Origin of the sequence: Rhodococcus sp. WS1 (assembly GCF_003797745.1) — a bacterium.
GTDB lineage: Bacteria > Actinomycetota > Actinomycetes > Mycobacteriales > Mycobacteriaceae > Rhodococcus_F > Rhodococcus_F erythropolis.
The window spans coordinates 710,304-733,087 of the sequence record NZ_RKLZ01000002.1; the positions used below are offsets into that span (position 1 = coordinate 710,304).

23 protein-coding genes are annotated in these 22,784 nt (G+C 63.2%); 14 read left to right on the forward strand and 9 right to left on the reverse strand.

Translation table 11 applies throughout. From position 1 onward, the window contains the following. Positions 1 to 141 precede the first annotated feature (141 nt). The 3 genes from EEB12_RS15780 to EEB12_RS15790 are packed head-to-tail and all read left to right on the forward strand — an operon-like array spanning position 142 to position 4,453. Positions 142 to 1,512, forward strand: a complete 1,371-nt coding sequence (locus EEB12_RS15780) for an MFS transporter (protein WP_021346126.1) — start codon at positions 142 to 144, stop codon at positions 1,510 to 1,512. Further along, complete coding sequence (locus EEB12_RS15785; RefSeq protein ID WP_141488093.1) at positions 1,512 to 3,227, forward strand: acyl-CoA dehydrogenase family protein; 1,716 nt, start codon at positions 1,512 to 1,514, stop codon at positions 3,225 to 3,227. Before EEB12_RS15780 ends, EEB12_RS15785 begins: the two co-directional genes overlap by 1 nt. After that, positions 3,224 to 4,453, forward strand: a complete 1,230-nt coding sequence (locus EEB12_RS15790; RefSeq protein WP_141488094.1) for a CaiB/BaiF CoA transferase family protein — start codon at positions 3,224 to 3,226, stop codon at positions 4,451 to 4,453. Before EEB12_RS15785 ends, EEB12_RS15790 begins: the two co-directional genes overlap by 4 nt. Here the strand turns inward: EEB12_RS15790 and EEB12_RS15795 are convergent. Continuing rightward, positions 4,375 to 5,169 (reverse strand): LLM class F420-dependent oxidoreductase, encoded by a 795-nt coding sequence (locus tag EEB12_RS15795; protein WP_029537273.1) that lies wholly within the window; start codon positions 5,167 to 5,169, stop codon positions 4,375 to 4,377. The genes EEB12_RS15790 and EEB12_RS15795 overlap by 79 nt on opposite strands. A 320-nt stretch (positions 5,170 to 5,489) precedes the next feature. Between EEB12_RS15795 and EEB12_RS15800 the strand changes: the two genes are divergently transcribed. Then, entirely contained in the window at positions 5,490 to 6,098 is a 609-nt protein-coding gene (locus tag EEB12_RS15800) for a ClpP family protease (protein WP_020909763.1), read from the forward strand. Between the two features lie 4 nt (positions 6,099 to 6,102). Then, positions 6,103 to 6,690, forward strand: a complete 588-nt coding sequence (locus EEB12_RS15805; RefSeq protein WP_003945993.1) for an ATP-dependent Clp protease proteolytic subunit — start codon at positions 6,103 to 6,105, stop codon at positions 6,688 to 6,690. On the opposite strand, the gene EEB12_RS15810 is transcribed toward EEB12_RS15805, so the two are convergent. Genes EEB12_RS15810 through EEB12_RS15820 form a run of 3 tightly spaced genes read right to left on the reverse strand, consistent with a single transcriptional unit; the run spans position 6,691 to position 8,436 of the window. Beyond that, positions 6,691 to 7,059, reverse strand: a complete 369-nt coding sequence (locus EEB12_RS15810) for a helix-turn-helix domain-containing protein (RefSeq protein WP_003946041.1) — start codon at positions 7,057 to 7,059, stop codon at positions 6,691 to 6,693. It abuts the gene before it with no gap. A gap of 58 nt (positions 7,060 to 7,117) precedes the next feature. Next, on the reverse strand, positions 7,118 to 7,615 hold the full coding sequence (locus tag EEB12_RS15815) for a TIGR04338 family metallohydrolase (protein WP_141488095.1): 498 nt from the start codon (positions 7,613 to 7,615) through the stop codon (positions 7,118 to 7,120). Then, complete coding sequence (locus EEB12_RS15820; RefSeq protein ID WP_021346121.1) at positions 7,612 to 8,436, reverse strand: DUF2786 domain-containing protein; 825 nt, start codon at positions 8,434 to 8,436, stop codon at positions 7,612 to 7,614. Before EEB12_RS15820 ends, EEB12_RS15815 begins: the two co-directional genes overlap by 4 nt. A gap of 114 nt (positions 8,437 to 8,550) precedes the next feature. Between EEB12_RS15820 and EEB12_RS15825 the strand changes: the two genes are divergently transcribed. From EEB12_RS15825 to EEB12_RS15850, 6 genes are all read left to right on the forward strand, one after another. After that, positions 8,551 to 9,624 (forward strand): ABC transporter ATP-binding protein, encoded by a 1,074-nt coding sequence (locus EEB12_RS15825; RefSeq protein ID WP_021334409.1) that lies wholly within the window; start codon positions 8,551 to 8,553, stop codon positions 9,622 to 9,624. 170 nt (positions 9,625 to 9,794) lie between these two features. Then, positions 9,795 to 11,084 carry an ABC transporter substrate-binding protein gene (locus EEB12_RS15830; RefSeq protein ID WP_003946022.1) on the forward strand — a complete coding sequence of 430 codons (1,290 nt, stop codon included), beginning with the start codon at positions 9,795 to 9,797 and terminating at the stop codon, positions 11,082 to 11,084. 20 nt (positions 11,085 to 11,104) lie between these two features. Next, the gene (locus EEB12_RS15835) at positions 11,105 to 12,280 is read left to right on the forward strand and encodes a carbohydrate ABC transporter permease (protein ID WP_020971415.1); all 1,176 of its coding nucleotides are present in this window, start codon (positions 11,105 to 11,107) and stop codon (positions 12,278 to 12,280) included. Beyond that, a complete protein-coding gene (locus EEB12_RS15840) occupies positions 12,277 to 13,113 on the forward strand; it encodes a carbohydrate ABC transporter permease (protein WP_019746113.1) in 837 nt (278 codons plus the stop codon). Before EEB12_RS15835 ends, EEB12_RS15840 begins: the two co-directional genes overlap by 4 nt. Positions 13,114 to 13,135: 22 nt before the next feature. Beyond that, a complete protein-coding gene (locus EEB12_RS15845) occupies positions 13,136 to 13,345 on the forward strand; it encodes a hypothetical protein (protein WP_019746112.1) in 210 nt (69 codons plus the stop codon). A 112-nt stretch (positions 13,346 to 13,457) separates the two neighbouring features. After that, the gene (locus EEB12_RS15850) at positions 13,458 to 15,647 is read left to right on the forward strand and encodes a transglycosylase domain-containing protein (protein ID WP_019746111.1); all 2,190 of its coding nucleotides are present in this window, start codon (positions 13,458 to 13,460) and stop codon (positions 15,645 to 15,647) included. Positions 15,648 to 15,669: 22 nt separating this feature from the next. Here EEB12_RS15850 and EEB12_RS15855 read toward each other — a convergent pair whose 3' ends face one another. Together EEB12_RS15855 and EEB12_RS15860 are read right to left on the reverse strand one after the other, a co-directional pair. Next, positions 15,670 to 16,968, reverse strand: a complete 1,299-nt coding sequence (locus EEB12_RS15855; RefSeq protein ID WP_020909759.1) for a T3SS (YopN, CesT) and YbjN peptide-binding chaperone 1 — start codon at positions 16,966 to 16,968, stop codon at positions 15,670 to 15,672. Between the two features lie 141 nt (positions 16,969 to 17,109). Next, complete coding sequence (locus EEB12_RS15860; RefSeq protein WP_042953436.1) at positions 17,110 to 18,168, reverse strand: SDR family oxidoreductase; 1,059 nt, start codon at positions 18,166 to 18,168, stop codon at positions 17,110 to 17,112. Positions 18,169 to 18,259: 91 nt separating this feature from the next. Between EEB12_RS15860 and EEB12_RS15865 the strand changes: the two genes are divergently transcribed. Together EEB12_RS15865 and EEB12_RS15870 are read left to right on the forward strand one after the other, a co-directional pair. Further along, positions 18,260 to 18,571: an ArsR/SmtB family transcription factor gene (locus EEB12_RS15865; RefSeq protein WP_007735219.1), complete on the forward strand. Its 312-nt coding sequence runs from the start codon at positions 18,260 to 18,262 to the stop codon at positions 18,569 to 18,571. Positions 18,572 to 18,721: 150 nt separating this feature from the next. Beyond that, entirely contained in the window at positions 18,722 to 20,113 is a 1,392-nt protein-coding gene (locus EEB12_RS15870; RefSeq protein ID WP_141488096.1) for an amidase, read from the forward strand. Here EEB12_RS15870 and EEB12_RS15875 read toward each other — a convergent pair. Continuing rightward, positions 20,105 to 20,836 (reverse strand): MBL fold metallo-hydrolase, encoded by a 732-nt coding sequence (locus EEB12_RS15875; RefSeq protein WP_003946042.1) that lies wholly within the window; start codon positions 20,834 to 20,836, stop codon positions 20,105 to 20,107. The two genes, EEB12_RS15870 and EEB12_RS15875, sit on opposite strands and share 9 nt — an antisense overlap. A gap of 97 nt (positions 20,837 to 20,933) precedes the next feature. Between EEB12_RS15875 and EEB12_RS15880 the strand changes: the two genes are divergently transcribed. Next, positions 20,934 to 21,479 (forward strand): hypothetical protein, encoded by a 546-nt coding sequence (locus tag EEB12_RS15880; RefSeq protein WP_258537563.1) that lies wholly within the window; start codon positions 20,934 to 20,936, stop codon positions 21,477 to 21,479. On the opposite strand, the gene EEB12_RS15885 is transcribed toward EEB12_RS15880, so the two are convergent. Both EEB12_RS15885 and EEB12_RS15890 read right to left on the reverse strand, forming a co-directional pair. Then, the gene (locus EEB12_RS15885) at positions 21,447 to 22,106 is read right to left on the reverse strand and encodes an enoyl-CoA hydratase-related protein (RefSeq protein WP_046379672.1); all 660 of its coding nucleotides are present in this window, start codon (positions 22,104 to 22,106) and stop codon (positions 21,447 to 21,449) included. The genes EEB12_RS15880 and EEB12_RS15885 overlap by 33 nt on opposite strands. Next, positions 22,103 to 22,762 (reverse strand): TetR/AcrR family transcriptional regulator, encoded by a 660-nt coding sequence (locus EEB12_RS15890; RefSeq protein WP_070797533.1) that lies wholly within the window; start codon positions 22,760 to 22,762, stop codon positions 22,103 to 22,105. Before EEB12_RS15890 ends, EEB12_RS15885 begins: the two co-directional genes overlap by 4 nt. Positions 22,763 to 22,784 lie beyond the last annotated feature (22 nt).

The following is a 22,784-nucleotide window of genomic DNA, read 5'->3' on the forward strand; positions in this document are numbered from 1 at the left end:
TCCTCCCGGGTTTCATTATGTGGTTCTTCCACAAAAATGTGTCGAACTAAGTCTTGGACTCTACATGGATTTCGGACGATAGTGATTCACGCCTCACATTGCATCCCTTGGTGATGCCCGACGCGAGAATCAGGGAGAACCGTGGATCAACACCCAGGTCAAGACACCAATCCGCCTGAATACAACACCAAACAGGCACGCAAGGCCGGAATCACGGCGTTTGTCGGAACGACTATCGAGTGGTTCGACTTCTACATCTACGGAACCGCATCTGCCTTGGTGCTCGGCCCGCTGTTCTTCCCGGATGCGTCGCCGGCGGTGGGAACACTCGCAGCCTTCGCGACTTTTGCCGTGGGATTCGTGGCTCGTCCTGTCGGCGGAGTGGTGTTCGGTCATTTCGGAGACAAGTTCGGTCGCAAGAACGCCGTGATCATCACCCTCGCGCTCATGGGGTTGGGAACTGTCGGTGTCGGTCTCCTCCCTACGTACTCCCAGATCGGGATCTGGGCACCGATACTGCTTGTGGCACTGCGTGTTCTCCAGGGCATTGCCATGGGCGGCGAATGGGGTGGCGCCGTATTGATCGCCACCGAGTTCGCTCCCCCGAAGAAAAAGGTGCTCTACGGTGCGTTTGCGCAGCAGGGTTCACCGGTCGGCAACCTGCTCGCGACGCTGGCCTTCCTCGGCCTGACGTTGATGTCGGATTCCGTGTTCGAGTCGTGGGGTTGGCGTCTGCCGTTCCTCGGATCCGCAGCTTTGGTGATCGTCGCTCTCTACATCAGGTTGCACATCTCCGAGACACCCGAGATGAAGAAGGCTGTTGCGGCACAGGAACGTACACGGATGCCGCTGGTCGAAGTGTTGCGTTCGCATCCCGTCGAACTTGCTCTCGGCGTCGGCGCTGTGGTTGCCGGTGTTGCCATCACGTACGTCAAGACAACCTTTGCGCTCTCCTGGGCGACAACGGATCTCGGCTTCGAGCGCAGTGACTTTCTCCTCGTGATCACCGTGGCACTGGTAGCCCAGGCGCTCGTACAGCCTTTCGGTGCTGTGCTGGCCACGCGGATCGATCCGTCGAAAGCGGTCCGTTGGATGCTGCTTCCGGAGATCGTGCTCCTACCACTGATGTTCGTGCTGGTTCAGACGGGCTCCGTGCCCTTGGCGATTCTGGGTATGGTCCTCGCGACGGCGCCTCACGCAATGTATTACGCCGCGTTGGCCGGCATCCTGGCGCAGGTTTTCCCCACCAATGTTCGGTATACCGGCATCTCTCTGTCGTACCAATTGTCGACAGCCGTATTTGCCGGAACGGCCCCGATGGTCAGCCAGTATCTGCTGACGCGAACCAACTCGATCTGGCCGGTCGTCGCTCTAGGGCTCGTGTATGTCGTTCTCTCCCTTGTCTGTATGACGGCTTTGTTGCGCAGGAGTGCGCTGCACGCGCAAGGGCCGGATTCGACGAGCTCCTCGAACATGACCGATGTTTCCACCCTGAAAGGCGTTGACCACTGATGAACTTTGCACACACCGACCCCGCTCTGACAGCGGTAGTGGACAGATGGACCGCCGGGGCGGACCGAGAGACGTTGAACGGATTGCTCGACCGGCTGGGCCGAGATGCCGCCGGCCGTTTGTCCGAGCTTGCCGACATCGCGGACAAGAACCCGCCGGTGCTGCAGCAATTCGACAAGGCCGGTGACCGCGTCGACCGGATTTCCTATCACCCGGCCTACCTGGAACTGTGCCGGGCGGCGTACAACGAGTACGGCCTGTCCGCCATGTCGCACCGAAAAGGGTTGCACGGATGGGACTCCGTGCATCCGCCACTCGCGAAGTATCTCGCGTCGTACATCTTCGTGCAGGCAGAGTTCGGGCTGGCCTGCCCGGTGTCGATGACAGATGCTGCCGCGCGGACCCTGCGTATGTTCGGTGATCCGGCCGTGTTCTCGCCCTGGATCGACGCGTTGACGTCGACGGACCCCGAGCAGGCGAAGACGGGTGCGATGTTCATGACCGAGATTCAGGCAGGCACCGACATCGCCTGCACCGAAACACGCGCCGAGCGCGACGGTGACGGATGGGTTCTGACGGGCAAGAAGTGGTTCGCCTCCAACCCGGATGCCGATGTGATCATCACCCTCGCGAGATTCCCGGGCGGACAAGATGGTTCGACGCGTGGAGTTGGAATGTTCATGGTGCCCAAGACCGTGGGATCCGGCGAGCGCAACAACCTCACGATCGATCGTCTCAAGGACAAGCTGGGTACGCGTTCGATGCCGAGCGGCGAGGTGACGCTGAACCGCGCGCACGCACTCCAGGTCGGTGAACTCGATCGAGGGTTCCGCCAGATGGCGGAGATGGTCAACACGTCTCGCCTCTCCAATGCGATGCGTTCGAGCGCTCTCATGCGCCGAGCAGTCCGCGAAGCCGTCGAACATTCGAAGGGCCGAGTCGTGTTCGGTAAGAAGCTCTTCGACCAGCCGCTGATGCGGGCGACGCTTCTTCCCCTTGCACTCGATGCCGAGGCTTCGCTAGCCCTGGTCGCGTACAGCGCACAGTGTCTTCAGGCAGCAGACGGCGGCGACGAACAGGCGCGCGCACTGATCAGGGTACTGACACCGATCGCCAAACACTTTGTCTGCAAACGCGCGCGGGTGGTCACCGGCGAGGCCATGGAGGTGCGCGGAGGAAACGGCTACATCGAGGAATGGGCCAACGCGCGACTCGTGCGGGATGCCCACTTGGGCTCGATCTGGGAGGGCTCGAGCAATGTCATTGCGCTGGACGTACTTCGGTGCCTGCGCAAGTTCAACTCGCACCGCTCGGTCGCGGGAGCGATGACGGACATCCTGTCCACCGTCGGACCGGATTGCGAAGCCGGGGCCGGAGTTCTGTTGCGGCGCTGGGAGGAACTGGTAGAGGAAGGAGATCGTCTGATCTCCGGATCTGACGATGCCGCCCAGGCCGCCAGCGCAAAGTATGCCGACGAGCTCGCTCGTGCCGTCATGACGACCCTGCTTTTCGATCTTGCGGATCACGGCATCCGACACGGTAATGGGTACCGGTCACTGCTGGTGGCTAATTCCTACCTGGCCGGTCTTGCGGGGAAGGTGCCGTCGGCTGCACTCGGCAATCTCGACGTGATCACCGACGGCGGTGACGTCGAGCTGGATGATGCACGTGACGTCGTAGCCGAGTTCCTCTCTGTAGCAGGTGGTCATCGGTGAACTCTCCAACAGGCCCCACACCCCTCGCCGGTGTCCGTGTTCTGGATCTGTCGAAGATCCTTGCCGGGCCGTACGCAACCATGTCGCTTGCCGATCTCGGTGCCGACGTCACCAAGATCGAACACCCTGAAGGCGGCGACCCCACGCGTTCGTGGGGGCCTCCCTTCGTCGGGGTAGATGCCGCCTACTATCTCGCCATCAACCGCGGTAAGAAGTCGGTCACGATCGACCTCAAGTCCACCGACGGACAGGAGATCATCCACCGCATGCTCGAAGAGACCGATGTAGTCGTGGAGAACTTCAAGCCGGGCAGCGGATTACAGAAGATCTTCGACTACCAGGCACTGTCCGAGCGATACCCGCATCTGATCACCCTGCACATCTCTGCCTTCGGTGAAGAAGGACCGCTGCGCGACGAACCGGGGTACGACATGATCGCGCAGGCCGCGGGTGGGCTCATGTCGCTCACCGGTGAACCGGGTGGTGCTCCGATGAAATCCGGGTTTGCGTTGGGAGACTTGGGCGCAGCGCTTTTCGGACTGGTCGGTGTCCTGGCTGCATTGGTCGAGCGAGGCCGGACCGGACGCGGACAGTACGTGACCACGTCGCTGTACGAGTGCCAACTCGCGATGCACGTGAACTGGGCGACCAGTTACTTCGCCACCGGTGAGCGCCCGACTGCGTTGGGCTCCGGTCATCCGAATCTTGCTCCGTATCAAGCATTTCCTGCCAGCGACGGGTACTTCGTCGTCGCTGTCGGCAACGACGGGATGTGGGCGTCGCTGTGCGAGGCCATCGGAAGGAGTGAACTGGTCACCGATCCGCGTTTTGCCCACAACCGCGACAGGGTGGAGAACCGCGAGAGTCTGGAACGAGAACTCACCAGCGCCTTCGCATCGGAGACCGTCGAACACTGGTGCGCTCTTCTCGCCGAACGCGCCGTACCGGTCTCACCGATCCGCCATCTCGACGAGATCTACTCCGATCCCCACACCGCCGCGCTCGGAATGGTCGGAACCGTCGACCATCCGACGCTCGGACCGTTGAAGCAAGTGGCCTTTCCGGTCAACTTCTCCGGCCAGAGGCCACGTCTGACGTCGGCGCCGCCCGTTCTCGGCGCCGACAACGACGAAGTCCTTGGTACCGCTCAGGCCAGCCCGCTCAACGCAGGCGGTGTGTTGTCGTCGCGCCAAGCGATGGCCTCGGCAAGCGTCGTGAGGTCGTAGTCCGGTCCGCTGACGCCGACGGTGAAGAGCGAGACACCGTCGGCGACCAGGTCAGCAGCATTCTCGAGCCCAGGCCACGGAACCGAGTGCTCTACTTCCAGCGGGTTCCGGCCTACGTCGGCGCAATGGTCGGAGAGGATGTCTGACTTGCGCAGGTGTGTCTCGCGGTCACCGAAGCTGTGCCAGACGTCGGCGTACTCGGCGACCAGGCGCAGGGTCTTCTTCTCGCCGCCACCGCCGATGAGGACCGGGATGTTGCGCGTCGGCGGCGGGTTGCCCTTCGCCAGGCGGCCCGTGATGCGGGGGAGGTATTCGCCCAGCAGTTTCAGCCGTGAACCGGGAGTGCCGAAGTCGTATCCGAACTGGTCGTAGTCCTTCTCGAACCAGCCGGCACCGATGCCGAGGATCAGGCGCCCACCGCTGATGTGGTCGACGGTTCGCGCCATGTCGGCGAGCAGATCCGGATTGCGGTAGCCACCACCGGTGACCAGGGCGCCGATTTCGACGCGTTCGGTCTGCTCGGCCCAGGCGCCGAGCATGGTCCAGCATTCGAAGTGGGCGCCGTCGGGATCGCCGGTCAACGGGTAGAAGTGGTCCCAGTTGAAGACGATGTCCACCCCGGCGTCCTCGGACCGCAAGACGGCGTCGCGTATCAACCCGTAATCGGGTGCGTGCTGGGGTTGGAGTTGAACACCGATGCGTACCGGACGAGTCATGCCACGCTCCTGACGAGAGGAATGGTTGTCTTCTCCCATCATGGCCGGGTGTGCGCGGTACCGCTACCGCCGCCGTCGGTGACGGGTTTGCCCGCTCTTGTACCCACCCCTTTTCGAGCGAACGGTACTTTCGGCGCCTTAGATCGACTGAACGTGCCGTTCGCTCACAAAGGGGGGCAGGCAAAAAGGGGGGCGGGCAGAAACAGGGGGCGGGCAGAAACAGGGGGCGGGCAAAAAAGGGGGGCGGGTAAAAACAGGGGTGGTCTGCCCACAGCAGACAGGCGGGGTCCCGGCACCGCCGCGCCGGTAGGAATGGATTCATGACTACTGAAGCGCCCACCGATACCGGCTACCGTGACCTGTTGACAGACAGGCTCTTCCGACAGCGAACCATTCTGCTCACCGGCGAGGTCAACGACGCCATGGCCGAACGTGTGTGTTCGGAACTGGTGCTCCTCGCCACCACCGACCCCAAGCGCGACATCGTGCTCTACATCAATTCACCTGGCGGATCGGTGTTTGCCGGGCTGGCCATCTACGACACGATGAAGCTCATCCCCAACGACGTCGTGACGGTCGCGATGGGCTTCGCGGCCAGCATGGGCCAGGTGCTTCTCTGCTCCGGCACCCACGGCAAGCGAATCAGCCTGGCGCACAGCCGCATCATGATGCACCAACCTTCGGCGGGTATCGGTGGCACTGCGGTGGACATTGCGATCCAGGCCGAGAGCCTCGAGCTGATGAAGCGCCAATCGCAGGAAATCCTCGCCGCCGAAACGGGCCGGACCGTCGAAGAGATCGAGACCGACAGCGATCGGGATCGCTGGTTCACCGCCGAGCAGGCGCGCGAGTACGGAATCGTCGACCGCGTCGTGACGTCCTTCGCCGAGATCGCACCGCAAGCCACCTTCCCCAAGATCGGATTGTGACGTCATGTCCCAGTACACGATTCCCAGTGTCATCGAGCGAACACCAACGGGTGAGCGATCTTTCGACATCTTCAGCAGGCTGCTCAACGAACGCATCGTCTTTCTCGGCACAGAGATCGACGACGGCGTCGCCAATGTCGTGATGGCTCAGATGCTGCATCTGCAAGCCGACAACCCGGATCGCGAAATCGGTTTGTACATCAACTCTCCCGGCGGTTCCACCACGGCGATGCTCGCGATCTACGACACCATGCAGTTCTTGAAACCGACGATTTCGACGTACTGCATGGGTCAAGCGGCTTCGGCTGCTGCAGTGCTTCTGGCCGCAGGTACTCCGGGCCATCGGCATGTTCTTGCCCATTCGCGGGTGCTGCTGCATCAACCGTCGACGCAAGGTAGCGGCACCATCTCGGACCTCGCGCTTCAAGCAGCCGAGATCCTGAGAATCCGGGAGCAGACCGAGGCGATTCTGAGTAAGCACACCGGTCAGAGCGTCGAGCGGCTCCGCAAGGACACCGATCGAGACAGGATCTTCACTGCCGACGACGCTATCTCCTACGGACTGGCTGACACCCTCATCGAAGGGAACTGATCAGGCTGCCATCAGGACGGGACCGGAGATCGGGGCGGGAGAATGTCCGAAGGTGAGGGAGTTGAGCGCAACGATCCTGTTGCCCGCTCGGAACAGCAGGTGCTCGAGCGGCATCCCGAGCGCTTCGCAGATGGCGCGCAGAATTTCCGACGACGGTTCCTTCTTGCCCCGTTCGATCTCGGAGAGGTACTGCTTCGACATCCCGACCTTTGCGGCTACGTCGTCGAGAGTTCGGTCCTGATCGCGTCGGACCTCCCTCAGCACTCGTCCGTAGGCTTCACGAATCAGCGGGGGTTTGCGCACGGCGACAGCTGGATCGGGGAGTTCCGACTCACCCTTGACCAGGACCAGTCTGCGCGGCGCATCCATAGGCCGAGTATTCCAGCCGACCGGTTCGCACACCACCCGGTTCACCGAGGGCTGACATCTAGTCCGTTCGAACACCACCAGCAAGAAACATCGCTCGAAGAACGAAGGTCGCCTCGGGTCCGATGATCTCACCGACCAGGCTCGTATAGCGGTCGACGAACTCGGGCCCGTGGGAGGCCTCGTCGGAAGCGGGGTCGCCGAGGTGGTGCGCAAGTTCGTGCAAGACAACGAATTCGCGTAGCGCCCACCGGCCGTCACGGTCGTCCGGGACGGCGATGACGTCGTTCGAGTAGTGAGCGGCGGCATTGCCGGCGCGGGAGCGTACGGACACCGGAATGGTTGCGCGAGGCCAGGTCGCGAGTACCCAGTTCAGCCCGAGTAGCTGATCGCAGTACGCCTGGACCGACTCGACGGAACCGAATTTGCGCTCGACCGGCAACGTGATGGTGGAACCCATGACCTCGACGCTCCGAAGTCCGCGCTCGTCGGCGCGATCGAACATGGTGCGCACCAACGTCTCTGCCTCGTAGACGGCGTTCCGCTGCGTATCCCTCACGAGTCGAGCTGCCCGCGCACCCCGCCGATCTCCGGAAGGTTTCCCAGACGTGCGGAGCGCGCCGCCCGATCACCCGCCCGTCGAGCATGCGAGGAATGTCCGGCACTCGCGCGGCCACCGCCCCGCCACGTCCCACGTGCCTGGGAGTTGGACGAGTAGTAGTCCTTGAGCTCGATTTCCTTGTTGCGCAGCACGAGTGCGGTTTCCGAAGACGACGTGGCAGATTCTGCGATCGCCGCCTTCTCCGTCTCCTGCTTCGTCTCGGCCAACCGAGCGCCGATGCGGGACGCGTACGCCATCTGGAAGTTCAGGCGCGCCGTCACTCCGGCCACCGGCTTGCGGACCTGCGTGTTGACGCGTCGTCGTCCACGAGTTTCGACGACGGTCCGCACGGATGTTTCGCCGCGGTACGCCCCGGAGCGCACGTACGCGTCGGAGTCACGGACCATCTGGAAGAGCAGGCTCGAGTACAGCGCTTCGCACACGTCGATGTCACCGGCGAAGCCGTAGGCGTAGATGACGGCCGACGTCTGCGCGATGTCGCACTGTACGTCGTTGGCAGCGGCGATCGCGATGAACAACTGGGCGTACGTTCGCAGCCCGCGCTTGCCCGGTTCGCCGATGGTGATGAGCCGCTGAGTGGGTGTCGCACGTTTTTCCGAGGACGCGGTGTGCGCCCGCGCGACCGCCAGGTCGATCGCGGAACCGGTGGCCAACCGCTGCGCGGCGGCCATGAAGGCTTCACCTTCGTGTGGATTGTCGGTGGACTCCGCTTGGCGAAGCAGCGCACCGATGCGGGTCAGCATCTTCTCCGAACTCACCGTGAAAGACTACGCTCGCGCGCCGACACGGACGTTTATGCTGCTAGCGCACACGCTCACCCTCAACTTGGATCGTCCGGCACGTTCCTGCCGGTAGAAGGGATCAACCCCGTCATGGCTTCAGTGACTTTCGAGAGCACCACCTGCCTGTTCCCCGGATCGAACACCCCGGCAGTGGACAAGCTCGACCTCGAGATCGAGGACGGCGAGTTCCTCGTCCTCGTCGGACCCTCCGGCTGCGGAAAGTCGACCACCCTGCGCATGCTCGCCGGGCTCGAAGACGTCCACAGCGGGCGCATCCTCATCGGCGACCGCGACGTCACCGGTCAGGAACCGAAAGAGCGCGACATCGCGATGGTCTTCCAGAACTACGCGCTGTACCCGCACATGTCGGTGGCCGAGAACATGGGTTTTGCGCTCAAGCTCGCCGGAACCAACAAGACGGAGATCCGCGCCCGCGTCGAAGAGGTCGCGAAGATGCTCGATCTCGAGCCGTACCTCGACCGCAAGCCCAAGGCGCTGTCCGGTGGCCAGCGTCAGCGAGTGGCGATGGGCCGCGCCATCGTCCGCCAGCCGCAGGTCTTCCTCATGGACGAGCCCCTCTCGAACCTCGACGCGAAACTCCGTGTTCAGACGCGCACGCAGATCGCTCAGCTGCAACGACGCCTCGCGACGACGATGGTCTACGTGACCCACGACCAGGTCGAGGCCATGACGATGGGTGACCGCGTCGCAGTCCTCGAAAAGGGAATCCTGCAGCAGTGCGCCTCGCCGCGCGAGCTCTACAACAAGCCGAAGAACGTCTTCGTTGCCGGCTTCATGGGTTCACCCGCGATGAACCTCTTCACCCTCCCCGTCGTCGACGGCGGCGTCGCATTCGGTGGCGGGATCGTTCCCGTTCCGCGCGAGACGATGAACGGTGTCGTCGAAACCGAGGTTGTTCTGGGTATTCGCCCCGAGCACCTCGAGATCGCCGCCGAAGGCCTGCCGATGGAGGTCGACGTCGTCGAGGAACTCGGTTCCGACGCCTACGTCTACGGACGCACCACGATCGGCGGACGGTTGCAGCAGATCGTTTCGCGTGGTGACTGGCGCAACCCGCCGCAGAAGGGCGAGCGAGTCAACCTGCGCGTCGACCCTGAGAAGGTGCACATTTTTGCCACCACCGACGGGCGTCGCCTGGGTTAGGTGGACCTGTCAAACGACACATGACCGATTCAGGTTCGGCGTAATACCCACAAGTAGGGGTGTCTCGTGCCACAGTAGGGGCCGATGCCGGGAGCCGGCACCCATGGCGCATGCCGTGAGCCGGCTCTCGGTGACCGTCTATTTGTCATACACATACGGGGAGCGAATCCATGGTTCTGAACTCGAAGGCGATGCGCCGCGCTGCAATTGCAGCCACGGCAGCGTCCATGCTGGTACTGGCAGGCTGCTCGTCCGATTCGGACAAGGACAGCGGAACCAGCACCACGGCCGCATCCGGGGGATCGTCCTCGAGCGAAGGCCGCGGACCCATCACGATCGTCGAGGGGCAGGATGCCCTGAACGAGGCGCTCGAAAACATCATCACCGACTGGAATGCGGAGCATCCGGACGAGAAGGTCACGCTCAAGCCGCTGGCCAAGGAAGCCAACGCGCAGGTCGACGACATCACCCAGCGCATGCAGGCCAAGAGCGACGAGTACGACCTCATCGGCGTCGACGTCGTCAACACCGCTCAGTTCGCCGCAAACGGCTGGCTGCTGCCGCTCGAGGGTGACCTCGCGATCGACGAGTCCGGCCTCCTGCCGTCGACCGTCGCTTCGGGCACCTACAACGGCAAGCTCTACGCAGCGCCGAAGAACACCAACGCCGCGTTCCTGTACTACCGCAAGGACCTCGTCGAGAAGGCTCCCACCACGTGGGCCGAGCTCAAGGAAAACTGCCCGAAGGCTGTCGAAGCCGGCATCTCCTGCTACATCGGTCAGTTCAAGAACTACGAGGGCCTGACGGTCAACACCACCGAGATCACCAACGCTTTCGACGGCCCGTGGGTCGGCCCGGACGGACTCACCCCGGCCATCGACGACAAGACGAAGGCAGGCGTTCAGTCGATCGTCGACAACTTCGCCGACAACACCATCCCGCAGGAAGCACTGACCTACTCCGAGGGCGAGTCGCAGACCGCGTTCGGTGACGGCAAGGCACTCTTCATGCGCACGTGGTCCGGCTTCTCGGTCGACGGTGAGAAGACCTCGGTTGCCGGCAAGTACGGCTACACCGTTCTTCCGGGTGTCGACGGACCGGGCGCTTCGACCGTCGGCGGCTACAACGTCGGCATCAGCGCGTACTCCGACGCGCCGGCAACGGCTCGTGACTTCCTCGAGTTCATGCAGACCAAGAAGTCGCAGACGTACTTCACCGAGGTCGGCGGCGCACCCGTCCTCTCGGCTGTCTACGACGACCCGGCAGTGCTCGCCCAGTTCCCGTACTTCGCGACCCTGAAGGAAGCACTCGCTACCGCTCAGCCGCGCCCCGTCACGCCGTACTACACGCAGGTGTCGAAGTCGATCTCCGACAACACCTACGCTGCTATTCGCGGCGAGAAGACCGTCGAGCAGGCTTTGGCGGACACCAAGGCCGGCATCGAAACCGCCGGTAACTGATCTACCAGGAGCAATAAGCAATGGCAGAACCGCAGGATCCTTCCGCGGCTGTGCCTACCAACCCCACGGTCGGGGCCGGTTCAACCGGTCCCGACCGTTCGGGCGTTGGTGGGAGACACCGTGCACCGGAACCGCTAGAAGAGCCGTCGGCATCCGAGGCAGCAGGGACATCCCTGACCAAGGTTCTGCCTGACCTTGCAGCTACTCCACCCCCACCGACCTCGCCCCCGCCTGCGTCGGCCGACAAGCCGAAGAAGCGTCGACGAGTTCCGGTGTGGGCGTTCGTCGCACCGTCGCTGATCGTTCTCGCCGTCATCATTCTGTATCCGCTCGGACGAGCGATCTGGATGTCGATGCACAGCGACGGCAAGAAGCTCGACCCCGAGACCGGCATGTTCGTCACCGGTCAGTTCACGTGGTTCGAGAACTACAAGAACTGGATCACCCAGTCCTGCAACACCGCCAACGGCTCGATTCCCTGCCCGCCCGGCACGCTCGGATCGCAGTTCTGGCAGTCGATCGGAAATACGTTCGGCTTCACCGTCGTCACCGTTCTGCTCGAGACGGTGATCGGTCTGTCGATGGCGCTGATCATGGCCAAGACGTTCCGCGGCCGCGGTTTGCTCCGCGCTTCCGTGCTGATTCCCTGGGCCATCCCCACCGCCGTCACCGCGAAGCTCTGGTTCTTCATCTTCGCCAACGACGGCATTGCCAACAAGATCCTCGGCACCAACATCCTGTGGACGGCGGATCCCTGGCCGGCACGATTCGCGATCGTCGTCGCCGACGTCTGGAAGACCGCGCCGTTCATGGCGTTGCTGATTCTCGCGGGTCTGCAGATGATTCCCGCCGACGTCTACGAGGCCGCCAAGGTCGACGGCGCGACGGCCTGGCAGCGATTCCGCATGATCACGCTTCCGCTGGTCAAGCCCGCACTCATGGTGGCGGTGCTCTTCCGCACGATGGACGCGCTGCGCATGTACGACCTGCCCGCGATCATGATGGGATCCAATCCCGCCACCTCCACCATCTCGGTTCTGGTGGTCGATCAGATGCGCGTCGGCGCCAATTCGGCGTCGGCCCTGTCCACCATCACGTTCCTCATCATCTTCGCTGTGGCCTTCATCCTGGTCCGATTCCTCGGAGCCAATGCGGTCAGCACGCAGGAAAAGCAGCGGAAGGGGGAGCCGGTATGAACAAGGCACTACGCGGCAAGATCGGCACCTACATCGGCGTCGTACTGATCATCGTGTGGGGACTCGCTCCCTGCTACTGGATGATCGTGACGGCGTTGCGCGACCCGGCTGACACGTTCTCGACGTCGCTGTGGCCCACCAATCTCACGCTGTCGAACTTCACCGCGGCGCTCGATCCCGACGCGAAGGTGAACTTCACCCGGGCACTGATGAACAGCCTCATCATCGCGGGTGCGACCACGCTGATCGCCTTGGTCATCGGTGTGTTCACCGCCTACGCGCTCTCGCGATTCGATTTTCGTGGCAAATACTTCGTCACCGGAATCATCCTCGGCGCGTCCATGTTTCCGGTCGTCGCTCTCGTGACCCCGCTGTTCCAGTTGTTCACCGACATCGGCTGGATCGGCAGCTACAAAGCGCTGATCATCCCGAACATCTCGTTCGTGCTGCCGCTGACGGTCTACACGCTGACGTCGTTCTTCTCCGAACTTCCGTGGGAGCTCGAAGAAGCGGCGCGTATCGACGGCGCCACCCGTGGCCAGGCGTTCCGTCTGATCATGCTGCCGCTCGCCGCGCCGGCCCTGTTCACCACCGCGATTTTGGCTTTCATCGCAACGGTCAACGAGTACCTGCTTTCGCTGCAACTCTCTAGTGACAAAACCGCGCCCGTCACGGTGGCGATGGCCAAATTCTCCGGAACCGACCCATTCGTCACGCCGTACACCTCGATCATGGCCGGCGGAACCCTTGTGATGATCCCGCTGGTCATCATGGTTCTCATCTTCCAGCGACGCATCATCGCCGGTCTGACCGCAGGCGGCGTCAAGTCGTGATGCGCGCCTGCGCGCGGTTTCGATGAGGCGGGCTTCGCGCGCCCAGCGCATGGAGCTGATCGCCGGCTTCATCTCGGTCTTCGCCCTCATGGCGTTGATCGGCGCTGTGGTCGCGATCGTCAAGGGCGACCCCGGCGTGATGCCGTCTTTGGTGCTGCTCGGTTGCGTCGTCGCTCTCGGGCTGGCGTTCCGCGGATATCGGAACGCGGTCCGAGCAGAACGTCGCGAGTAGCCAGCCCGGTAGGGTGACATTTCGGTATCGCAGTTGCCGGGAGTTATCTGATCGAGATATCACCCTGGTGGAATGGTGCCGGTAAGTCCGGATCCACGACCGGGAGTGTTGAGTGAGTCCATCGAACAGATCGAGTGCGACGGGTGGCGATCAGTCGTCGGCTCGATCGGGCAAGTCGGCTAATTCCCCACGGTCGAGCAAGTCGGCCAAGCCGGAGAAGAAGCAGCGCTCCAAGTGGCGGTACGTCCGGCGGACCATCTACGTTCTCGTGCTCCTGATGATCATCGTGCCTGCGTCGGTTTTTGCTGTCGCGTACAGCCGGACCGATGTCCCGCGCCCCTCGGACATGCAGACCAATCAGGTGTCCACCATCTACATGGCCGACGGCACGACCGTGCTCGGCAAGGTGGTGCCGGCGGAGGGAAACCGCACCGAGGTCGCGTTGTCGGCCATCCCGATTCACGTCCGCGATTCGGTGCTCTCGGCGGAGGATCGCAACTTCTACACCAACCCCGGCTTCTCGATCTCCGGATTTGCTCGCGCTGCCCGAGACAACGTGATGGGCAAGGAAAGCGCCGGCGGTGGCTCGACGATCACTCAGCAATACGTGAAGAACGTCTTGGTCGGTGACAAGCGCAGTATCGACAGGAAGCTGCGTGAGCTTGTCATCTCCGCCAAGATGGCGCGCGAATGGTCCAAGGACGACATTCTTGCCGCGTATCTCAACACCATCTACTTCGGTCGCGGTGCCTACGGCATCGCCGCCGCGTCGAACGCGTACTTCGACAAGCCGGTCAGTGAGCTGAGCGTCGAGGAAGGCGCAGTTCTCGCTTCCGTCATCCAGAGCCCGTCGTTCCTGGACCCCGAGACCAATCTGTCCGCGCTGCAAGCGCGCTGGGACTACGTTCTCAACGGCATGGTGGAACTGGGCAGCCTGACCAAGACGGATCGCGACGCGATGCAGTTCCCGGCTGTCGCCCCCGCCAATCGGCCGACCGATCTGAACCAGGCGCCCGGACCCGAAGGCCACATCAAGACTCAGGTACTCAAGGAACTGGCCGAGGCCGGTATCAGCGACCAGACGCTGAACACCGCTGGTCTGCAAATCACGACAACCATCGACCCGGTTGCGCAGGAAGCTGCGCTGGGCGCCGTCAAGCGGAATCTCGAGGGTGAGCCCGAAGACCTGCGGACCGCAGTAGTGTCCATCGACCCCAAGACCGGTGGCGTCGACGCCTATTACGGCGGTGACGACGGAGCGGGATTCGACTACGCCCAGGCGCCGCTGCAGACCGGTTCAGCGTTCAAGGTCTTCGGCCTGGTCGCAGCATTGATGGAAGACATTCCGCTGTCCGCACGGTTCGACAGTTCACCGCTCACGATCAACGGTGTGACCATCGGAAACGTCGGCGGCGAATCCTGTGGTCGATGCACCATCGCCGAGGCACTCAAGCGTTCGCTGAACACCAGCTTCTACCGGTTGATGCTCTCGATGGAGAACGGTGCCCAGAAGATCGCCGACGCCGCCCATCTGGCCGGCATCCCCGAACAGATTCCCGGACTCGACTACCCGACGCTCACACAGGAGGGTGGCCCGCCGGAGAACGGAATCGTGCTCGGCCAGTATCAGTCTCGTGTTATCGACATGGCATCCGCGTACGCGACGCTCGCCAACTCCGGTGTGTACCAGCAGCCGCACTTCATCCAGAAGGTCGTGACGGCCGAAGGTGAAGTCCTGCTCGATCGCCCGGTCTCTCCCGGTGAGCGTCGTCTCGATGCTGCCGTTGCCGACAACATCACGCAGGCAATGCTGCCGATCGCGTCGTACTCGAACGGTCACGCGCTCGCCGGTGGACGCCCGTCTGCTGCCAAGACCGGTACCGCGCAGTTGGGTGACACGGGCCAGAACAAGGATGCGTGGATGGTCGGTTACACGCCGTCGCTGTCCACCGCGGTGTGGATCGGAACTTCCGACGCGCAGGCCATCACCAACTCCTACGGCGGTTTGATCTACGGCTCCGGAGTGCCTGCGGACATTTGGAAGAGCACGATGGACGGCGCCCTGAAGGGCTCCGACTGGGAGAGCTTCCCGTGGCCCGACCCCATCGGCGGGCAGGCCGGCGTTCCCGCCAACTCCGGTGTGACCTCGGGTGACGGGACGGGCACGCCCACGACGGGCGCGGCCGCTCCCCCAGCACCCATCGAGGTGCCCGGCCTGCCGCCGATCGAAGTGCCGCAGCTTCCCCAGTTGCCGCGTCAGATCGAGATCTTGCCTGGCATCGTCATCCCGCTACCGGGCTGACACAGCGCTCGATTTCCGGCTCTCAGGCCTGATCGTCGAAGAGGCCGAGCTGGGTCGGCGCTGCATCCTTGGCGGGAAGCACAACGACGCGCAGTCCGCGCCTGAGGTTGCGGATCGCGTGCGTCCACGCGCGCTTTTCGCCCGCACACAGGTCGGTGTCGTCGTCCTTGCGCCGGATGGACTCGGTCAACGCCTCGTGCCACGCCGTCTCCTGCTCCTGGCTGATCCTCAGGTAGTCGAGAATGGTGTCGCGGTCGTGCTCACAGATCACGGCAACCTCTTCGGCGCTGAGCTCGCCCGTTCCGTCGGCGTCGAGTTCGAGGAGCGCCATGAGTGCCGGAGGAAATTCGTGGCACTCGTGTGACTCGTATTCGGCACCGGGATCTTCGTGCTCGGAGGCCATCCCGTCGTTGAAGGCGGTGTCTCCGGTAGCGCGAATGGGTTGCCCGCCCAGTTCTTCGGCGAGTTCGTCGGATGCTTCGGCCAATTCGGCGAACGAGCGCAGAGCCCGCAGGAGGTGCTCGGCGACGAAGGGTGCGCCGTCTACGCGGACCACGCCCAGCACACTCTGCTCGACGAGAATGAGTTTGATGGTCGGCCACTGCCGATTGAGCTGGGCGAGAACAACAGCAGCGTTATCGACGTTCTCCACCGAATGCACGACCCGCGAGAACACCTCCACGTACTCGTCGTCCTCGAGGACACGAACATAGGTGACCTGCTCACCGCGGACGAGCGGGATGTCGCCGTCGTCGTCACGCTTGGGTGGATGGCCGAGAAGGCGTTCGACGGCCCCGTCGACCAGGATTCGCAGCATGTCACCCGAACCCGAGGGAGCGTGCGACGGCGTCGTGGCGAACGCCGGCGTCGACTCGCGTCCACTGGTGCTGGCACGCAGGAACGACGGGTGCGCAATGCTCCACATCTCGCGGAAGACACGCAACACCTTTGTCACCAGTTCCTCGGGACGAGTGCGGTCGACGTCGATGTAGAAGGACATGGACCCGTTGCCCTCGGGCTCGTGCTCGCACAGATCGGGAGCGCTGAACCCCATGTCGAGCAGCGCTGAATGGTCTTCCGGTTCGAGCATCCGCAGTGGATGCAGAAACCTGTTGGAAGGGACTTCACAGCGCACGGAGGTCTGATTCCACGCGAAGAACTGGATGCACGCGGGTGCGTCGGCCAGTTCGTCCATGCTGTCGTAATGCGACTCCACCACGAGAGTGTCGTCGTCCTCCATCACGGAGATGTAGCGAGCGAGATGAGTCTCGAAAGTAGTCCAGGCACTCAGGATTTCCAGATCGAAAGTATTGTCCGACATCGTCGCTCCTCTGGTCCGGGGGGCGCATGGGCCCTACCGACGACTCGCCGAAACCCCTGCTTTTCAAACCCCGCCTACGACGGTAGTCCCGGGGTCCGACAGTGACAGTGTTCGTAGGATCCGAAGTGACGATGTTCGTAGTCAGGGGATTATCTTCCGAGCCTGCAGATTGGCGAAGATGTCGAGGAACATCGCTTCGGTGTCGACGTGGCGGTGAAATCCGAACCGCCGAGCTTTCGATCCGTCAGCGAAAAAGTCGTAGTCCCATCCGAATACGAAGTCGCCGAACCCCCAGGACGAGACATCGGAATACGGGGTCCGAGCAAGTTGGTGTTCCTCGACGAGTTCATCCCACACCGACTCCTTGTCCGCCATTGCGACATCGAGGGACATCGGGAGCGGAGGTGCGACGTCCATGTCGAAGAAGGCTGCGATCTTCGGCCACATCTCCTGCCAGCGAAACAGGTCGCCGTTGTTGATGTTGAACGCCTGATTTGCGCACTCGGTATTGGTCGCGGCCCAGACCGTTGCCTCGGCCAGGAGTCCGGCGTCGGTCATCTCGATCAAGCTGGTGTACGCGCCGGGTTTGCCGGGGAATCGGAGTGGGACACCCAGTTTCTTCGAGATGGTCGCGTAGACGGCGATGACCATCGCGAGGTTCATCGGGTTGCCCAACGCGAATCCGGAGACGACCGAGGGTCTGATCGCCGACCACGTCCACGACTTGCCGAGCTGCCTGCGTTCGAGGAACTGCTGTTGGTCGACGTTGAACTCGGGTGGCATGTGCGGTGGATCGCTCTCGCGGGCCGGAGTTTTGAACGGTCCGAGATGTGCCCCGTAAACCTTGTAGCCCTGCATCAGGCTGACGTGCTCGAGTCCGCCGGCAACGGGTTCGATGGCGTCGAGAGTGTTGACCAGCATCGCCAAGTTGGGCGGAACCAGCTCGGCCCATGTCGGGCGGTCTTGATAGGCGGCGTAGAAGACGTGGGTGACGTCGTCCAGTCCGCTCAGTGCCGCTGCAGTCCGGGAAGGATCGAGCAGGTCGACTGCGATGTGTTCGACCCGGTCGGTGTTCGTGCCGCCTCGGCGCGAGAGTCCGATGATCTTCCATTCGCCGGTTGATTCGAGGTGATCGATCAAGTTCCCACCGATCACACCTCGGGCTCCGACCACGAGTGCGACTTTATTGTGATGCACCATTTCAGCCTCCCATTGGAATATCGCGATGTTGCGATATAGAGAGTGAACCATATATATCGGCATTTCGCGATCTAGCGGTATGATCTCGAGCATGGAAGACGCAACAACCGAGTGGGAAACGGCGTTCAAGGCGCTGGCCAACCCGATGCGTGTACAAATCCTGCAGTGGTTGAAAGACCCCGGGAGCTTTCCCCCTCAGCTCGAGCCTGCCGAGGAGGTCGGAGTGTGCCTCAAGCACATACAAGCGAGGGCGAAGGTGTCGCAATCGACTGCGTCTCAGTACATGGCCGCACTCCAGGCTGCGGATCTGGTCACCACCACACGAATCGGCCAGTGGAGGCATTACAAACGAAACGAGCAACAGATCGAGAAGCTTGCTGCATTCATCAGGCAGGGCTTGTAGGTACCAGCACCTGACCGATCCCTCCGGAACCGCGGACGTTGTGGCAAAACCTCACATCGCCGGAGCTGTCGGTATGTGCATTGTGGTCGTTTCTCGGGTTGCTCGCGGTCCTTACGCTCGGCAGAGGAGTCCGGCGAGGAGAGGCATGCGATGAGTCGTGAGAGCTGGGTGGGCCGTGATGCCCGATCCATCGCCGAAGCCGTGCGGTCGGGTCAGGCGTCGGCGCGGACCGTCGTCGAAGATCATCTCGCACGGGTCGACGAATGCAACGGCGAGCTCAACGCACTGGTCGCCGTGTGCGCCGAGGACGCGCGTGCGGCCGCAGACAGCCTGGACGAACGTCGCCTTCTCGGCGAGACACTCGGTCCCCTTGCCGGGGTTCCGTTCACGGTCAAGGACTTGATCGCTACTGCCGGCGTGCGTACCACCGCCGGTTCTCGCACTCTGGCGGACAACGTCCCGGCCGTCGACGCCCCGGCCGTTGCGGCGTTCAAGGCTGCCGGCGCAATTCTGATCGGCAAGACCAACACCCCGGAATTCGGCGCGTGCGGCCTGACGCGCAACGAATTGTTCGGAACCACGGCCAGCCCGGTGCGACCGGACGGCGTCGTCCGGTCCCCCGGCGGATCGAGTGGCGGCGAGTCCGCGTCGGTTGCTGCCGGAATGAGCGTGCTCGGACTCGGTACGGATTTTGGTGGCTCGGTGCGTTGGCCCGCCCACTGCACCGGCCTCATTTCGGTTCGCCCGACGCTCGGCCGTATCGACCCGGAAGGGCAATACCCCGGCGTGCTTTCGGATGGACGGGTACTCGCCAATCCGATGACGATGCACGGCACGATCCAGACCATCGGCCCACTGGCCCGCAACCTCGGTGATGCGACGCTTGCGCTGCGCGTCCTGTCGAAGCCGTATCTCGCGTGGACCGAGCCGGACTCGGTCGACGTCGAACACCTCGACATCCGCTGGGCACCCGGCGAGGGAACCATGCCTGTCGACGAAGAAATCCTGGCGGCGGTTCGCTCGGCGGCGAACAGTCTGGACGCGAGCGAGTACGACGGTCTGGCTCTGCCGCGGGCCAACGCGCTTTTCGGCGCGTTGCGATCGGTCGAGACCCACGCGGACATCCACTCTCTCGCCGCAGGTTCAGCGCACTCTTTCGACGCGGACATCACCGCCATGCTTGCCGCAGGCCATGATCGGAGTTCCGCCGAGGTGGAAGCGCTGTGGGCGGATCGTGCGATGTTGATCGCCGACTTCCTCGACGAGATGGGCGACGTCCTGATTCTGCCGGTTGCGTCGGTGCTCGCTCCGCCGCTCGGTGTGGAGAGCTTCGAGGTGGGCGGTCGCGAACTCACGTGGATGGACGCGCTCGCGAGTTGCCGGGCGATCAGTGTGCTCGGCCTTCCGTCGGTCGTGGTTCCGGTAGGACTCTCCCGCAACGGTTTACCGATCGGAGTGCAGGTGGTGGCGCGGCCGTTCCACGAGCATGTTGCGCTGTCCGTGGCGGCGCGAATCACGTCGAATGCGCAAGCTCTAGTCTGACTTCCATCTTTCGGTTTCGGCTGCGAAACGTGTTGCGTACGAGTCGGCCAGGTCGTGAAGCGTGGTGACGCAGTCGCCGTAGTACGTCGGTGCATGCATGGTAGCCAGAATCCGCGGCTCGAGGTCGGCCAGGGCGCGGATCGTGGGTTCGAGATCCGGGGTGAGGCAGGTGGCGTGGCCCAAGTCCTCGGCTTCTAAAGCGGGACCGACGATTTCGTGCTCGGTAGTCGCGGGGTGGTGCCCGAACGCTGTGAAGAGGTCTCCGCAGAACAGCGTGGACGTCGTCTCCTCGAACATCAGGCCCGCGTCCCAACCGTGCGGGACGTGTGGGGTGTCGATGTGCCGGACTCGGCGGCTGCCGGTTTCGAGTACGTCGCCGTCCTGCAAGGGAAGTGGCGCCCGATCGGCCAGATCGTTGACCTGAACGAAGCACCCCATCGCGCCGTGCGCCACTTGTGCTTCGGGGGCCGCCGCAAGCCAGGAGTTCATGGACCCGCACTCGTCGGCCTCGACGTGACCGAACGTGATCCATTTCAGACGGTCGATGTCGATCAGCGTGGAGAGTGCGTCGGAAGCTGAGGTGAACAACGCTCGCTGCCCGGTGTGGAAGAGCAAGGGTTCCTCGCCGTCGACGAGAAACTGGTTCATCGTGAGGTTCGCTTCGTCCACGAAGGTCGACAGTCGGTAGATGTCCGGCGCGATTTCGGTGATCGTGGTGGTCATCGCTGTGCTCCGATCAGGGCTGTTGTGCACGTCAATCTGTCTTCTCCAGCCTTCTCGCCGCTCCGCGCCTGCACAAGGCTCTGGAATAGTGGAGGACGTGTTCGTACTACTGCTGACAGGCCCGCCGGGCGCGGGGAAGAGTTCCGTGCTGACCGCGCTTCACGATCGACTCGGCGAGGCCGGGGTGAGCAACGCGATGATCGAGGTGGACGAACTCGAGCGGTGCTACCCGCCGCTGGGAACCGAGCGGGCAATCGCACACGTCGGGATGTTGTGCGCGTCGTTCCGGGAAGCGGGGTACGAACTCCTCTTCCTCACGGCGACCGTCGAAGACGACGACTACGGGCATGCCTTGCTGGCCGCGACCGGCGCCGAGGGGCACCTGCTGGCGCGCCTCGAGGCCGATCCGGATACGTTGCGCACCAGAATCGTCGAACGTGAACCGACCGGCTGGGCCGGGCTCGACGGTCTGGTGGAAGCGTCACAACTGCTGGCCGGTTCGATGCCGACGCTCAGTGGGGTCGACGTGGTTCTGAGCACAGAAGGCCGCGATCCCGAAAGTGTTGCCGATGATCTGGAAGCGGCTCTGCGAGAACGCAGTCCAGCGCTCTTAGCTGTCGGTGTTCAGAGCGGTGACCACTGAAGCGAACATCGTCGACTTGATTGCCCCCAGCGTGCCCGCATTCTTCGGGCCGATCGGTGCAACCATTTCGATGGCCTTGGCGGTCAAAGCGTCGACGGAAGCGGTGAAGTCCACCAAACCGGCTGCGAATGCGTCACTTCCGCCGTATCGCCGCCCCGTGGTCATGGCGACGATTGCCGACGCCGGGCTGAGCTTGGCCTGGATGAGAGCTGCCATTCCTTCGGTGAAGGGGATGTTGATGTCCACCTCCGGGAAGCAGTAGTAGCCGCGATCATCGCGCATGACGCGGTAATCGTGCGCGATGCCGAGCATGGCGCCGGCTCCGAAGGCGTGGCCGTTGATCGCCGCGACGGTGGGCATGGGGAACGTCAGCATCCGAGCGAACAGCGACTGGACTTGCTGCACATACCACTTCGCCTTGTCGCCGTTCGCGCCCAGCCAGTCGAGGTCGAGTCCGTTGGAGTAGAACTTGCCCGTCGCCGTGGTGACCAGGGCATGTGCGCCTTCGCTTAAAGCCTGGTCGAGTAGCTTGTCGACGGAATCGAGCCAATCCGGCGAGAATCGATTCTCGTCCTCACCGAGATCGAGAACGGCGATCTTGTCTTCGAAGCGCAGAGTTGCGGTCATGATTGGCCTTTCCTGTTGCGGGGCTTGGGCAGTGGTGGGTCGAGATGCAGAACCGCTCGAACGGCGGCATCCAACCGCGCGCGTGCTGCGGCGTCGGGGACTCGCCAACCGTCGGCGCGTTTGGCGGGATGAATGAGCAGCCCGGTAGGCAGGCCGACAACACAGGCTTCGATTGCTTCGACGGCTCGGCCGTCCTTGCGGCCCCAGAGCGCGGTCGACAACCGGATGAACAACTCGACCAGAGACCGGTCGAGTTGTGTGAGTTTCTCGGCGATGTCGGCGGGGACGTCGGTGCCGAGCAGTTCGTCGCGCTGAATCGTCAGCAGCAGCAACGCGGATTGTGGGTAGTCGAGCGCGAAGACGGCCGGAACTTCGGCGGCTGCGACGACGGCGGAAACCGCGGAGGTCGGCGCGGGGTCCGCGAGAGCGTCGTCCACTCTCGATTGCTGAAGCGCGAGAAATCGTTGCGCGGCACGCAGCCACGCGCTACCGACCAGTCCACTGCGAGAGCCGAATGCGTGATAGATCGCCCCGTTGGATACACCGGTGGCGTCGGAGACCGCCCTGACCGTGACAGCGCTCGGCCCGGCAGTGGCGGCAAGTTTTTCGGCAGCGTCGAGCAGCGTGTCGAGATCGTGGACGCGTGGCCGAGGCATGAACGCACAGTAACAGAGCGTC

What these genes read in the sequence shown, in the direction of transcription:
- EEB12_RS15890 (WP_070797533.1), bottom strand. Translation starts at nt 22,762, where the DNA reads ATGCCTCGGCCACGCGTCCACGATCTCGACACGCTGCTCGACGCTGCC.
- EEB12_RS15860 (WP_042953436.1), bottom strand. Translation starts at nt 18,168, where the DNA reads ATGGTGCATCACAATAAAGTCGCACTCGTGGTCGGAGCCCGAGGTGTG.
- EEB12_RS15865 (WP_007735219.1), top strand. Translation starts at nt 18,260, where the DNA reads ATGGAAGACGCAACAACCGAGTGGGAAACGGCGTTCAAGGCGCTGGCC.
- EEB12_RS15810 (WP_003946041.1), bottom strand. Translation starts at nt 7,059, where the DNA reads ATGGATGCGCCGCGCAGACTGGTCCTGGTCAAGGGTGAGTCGGAACTC.
- EEB12_RS15785 (WP_141488093.1), top strand. Translation starts at nt 1,512, where the DNA reads ATGAACTTTGCACACACCGACCCCGCTCTGACAGCGGTAGTGGACAGA.
- EEB12_RS15805 (WP_003945993.1), top strand. Translation starts at nt 6,103, where the DNA reads ATGTCCCAGTACACGATTCCCAGTGTCATCGAGCGAACACCAACGGGT.
- EEB12_RS15840 (WP_019746113.1), top strand. Translation starts at nt 12,277, where the DNA reads ATGAACAAGGCACTACGCGGCAAGATCGGCACCTACATCGGCGTCGTA.
- EEB12_RS15855 (WP_020909759.1), bottom strand. Translation starts at nt 16,968, where the DNA reads ATGTCGGACAATACTTTCGATCTGGAAATCCTGAGTGCCTGGACTACT.
- EEB12_RS15825 (WP_021334409.1), top strand. Translation starts at nt 8,551, where the DNA reads ATGGCTTCAGTGACTTTCGAGAGCACCACCTGCCTGTTCCCCGGATCG.
- EEB12_RS15800 (WP_020909763.1), top strand. Translation starts at nt 5,490, where the DNA reads ATGACTACTGAAGCGCCCACCGATACCGGCTACCGTGACCTGTTGACA.
- EEB12_RS15885 (WP_046379672.1), bottom strand. Translation starts at nt 22,106, where the DNA reads ATGACCGCAACTCTGCGCTTCGAAGACAAGATCGCCGTTCTCGATCTC.
- EEB12_RS15845 (WP_019746112.1), top strand. Translation starts at nt 13,136, where the DNA reads ATGAGGCGGGCTTCGCGCGCCCAGCGCATGGAGCTGATCGCCGGCTTC.
- EEB12_RS15875 (WP_003946042.1), bottom strand. Translation starts at nt 20,836, where the DNA reads ATGACCACCACGATCACCGAAATCGCGCCGGACATCTACCGACTGTCG.
- EEB12_RS15830 (WP_003946022.1), top strand. Translation starts at nt 9,795, where the DNA reads ATGGTTCTGAACTCGAAGGCGATGCGCCGCGCTGCAATTGCAGCCACG.
- EEB12_RS15795 (WP_029537273.1), bottom strand. Translation starts at nt 5,169, where the DNA reads ATGACTCGTCCGGTACGCATCGGTGTTCAACTCCAACCCCAGCACGCA.
- EEB12_RS15835 (WP_020971415.1), top strand. Translation starts at nt 11,105, where the DNA reads ATGGCAGAACCGCAGGATCCTTCCGCGGCTGTGCCTACCAACCCCACG.
- EEB12_RS15870 (WP_141488096.1), top strand. Translation starts at nt 18,722, where the DNA reads ATGAGTCGTGAGAGCTGGGTGGGCCGTGATGCCCGATCCATCGCCGAA.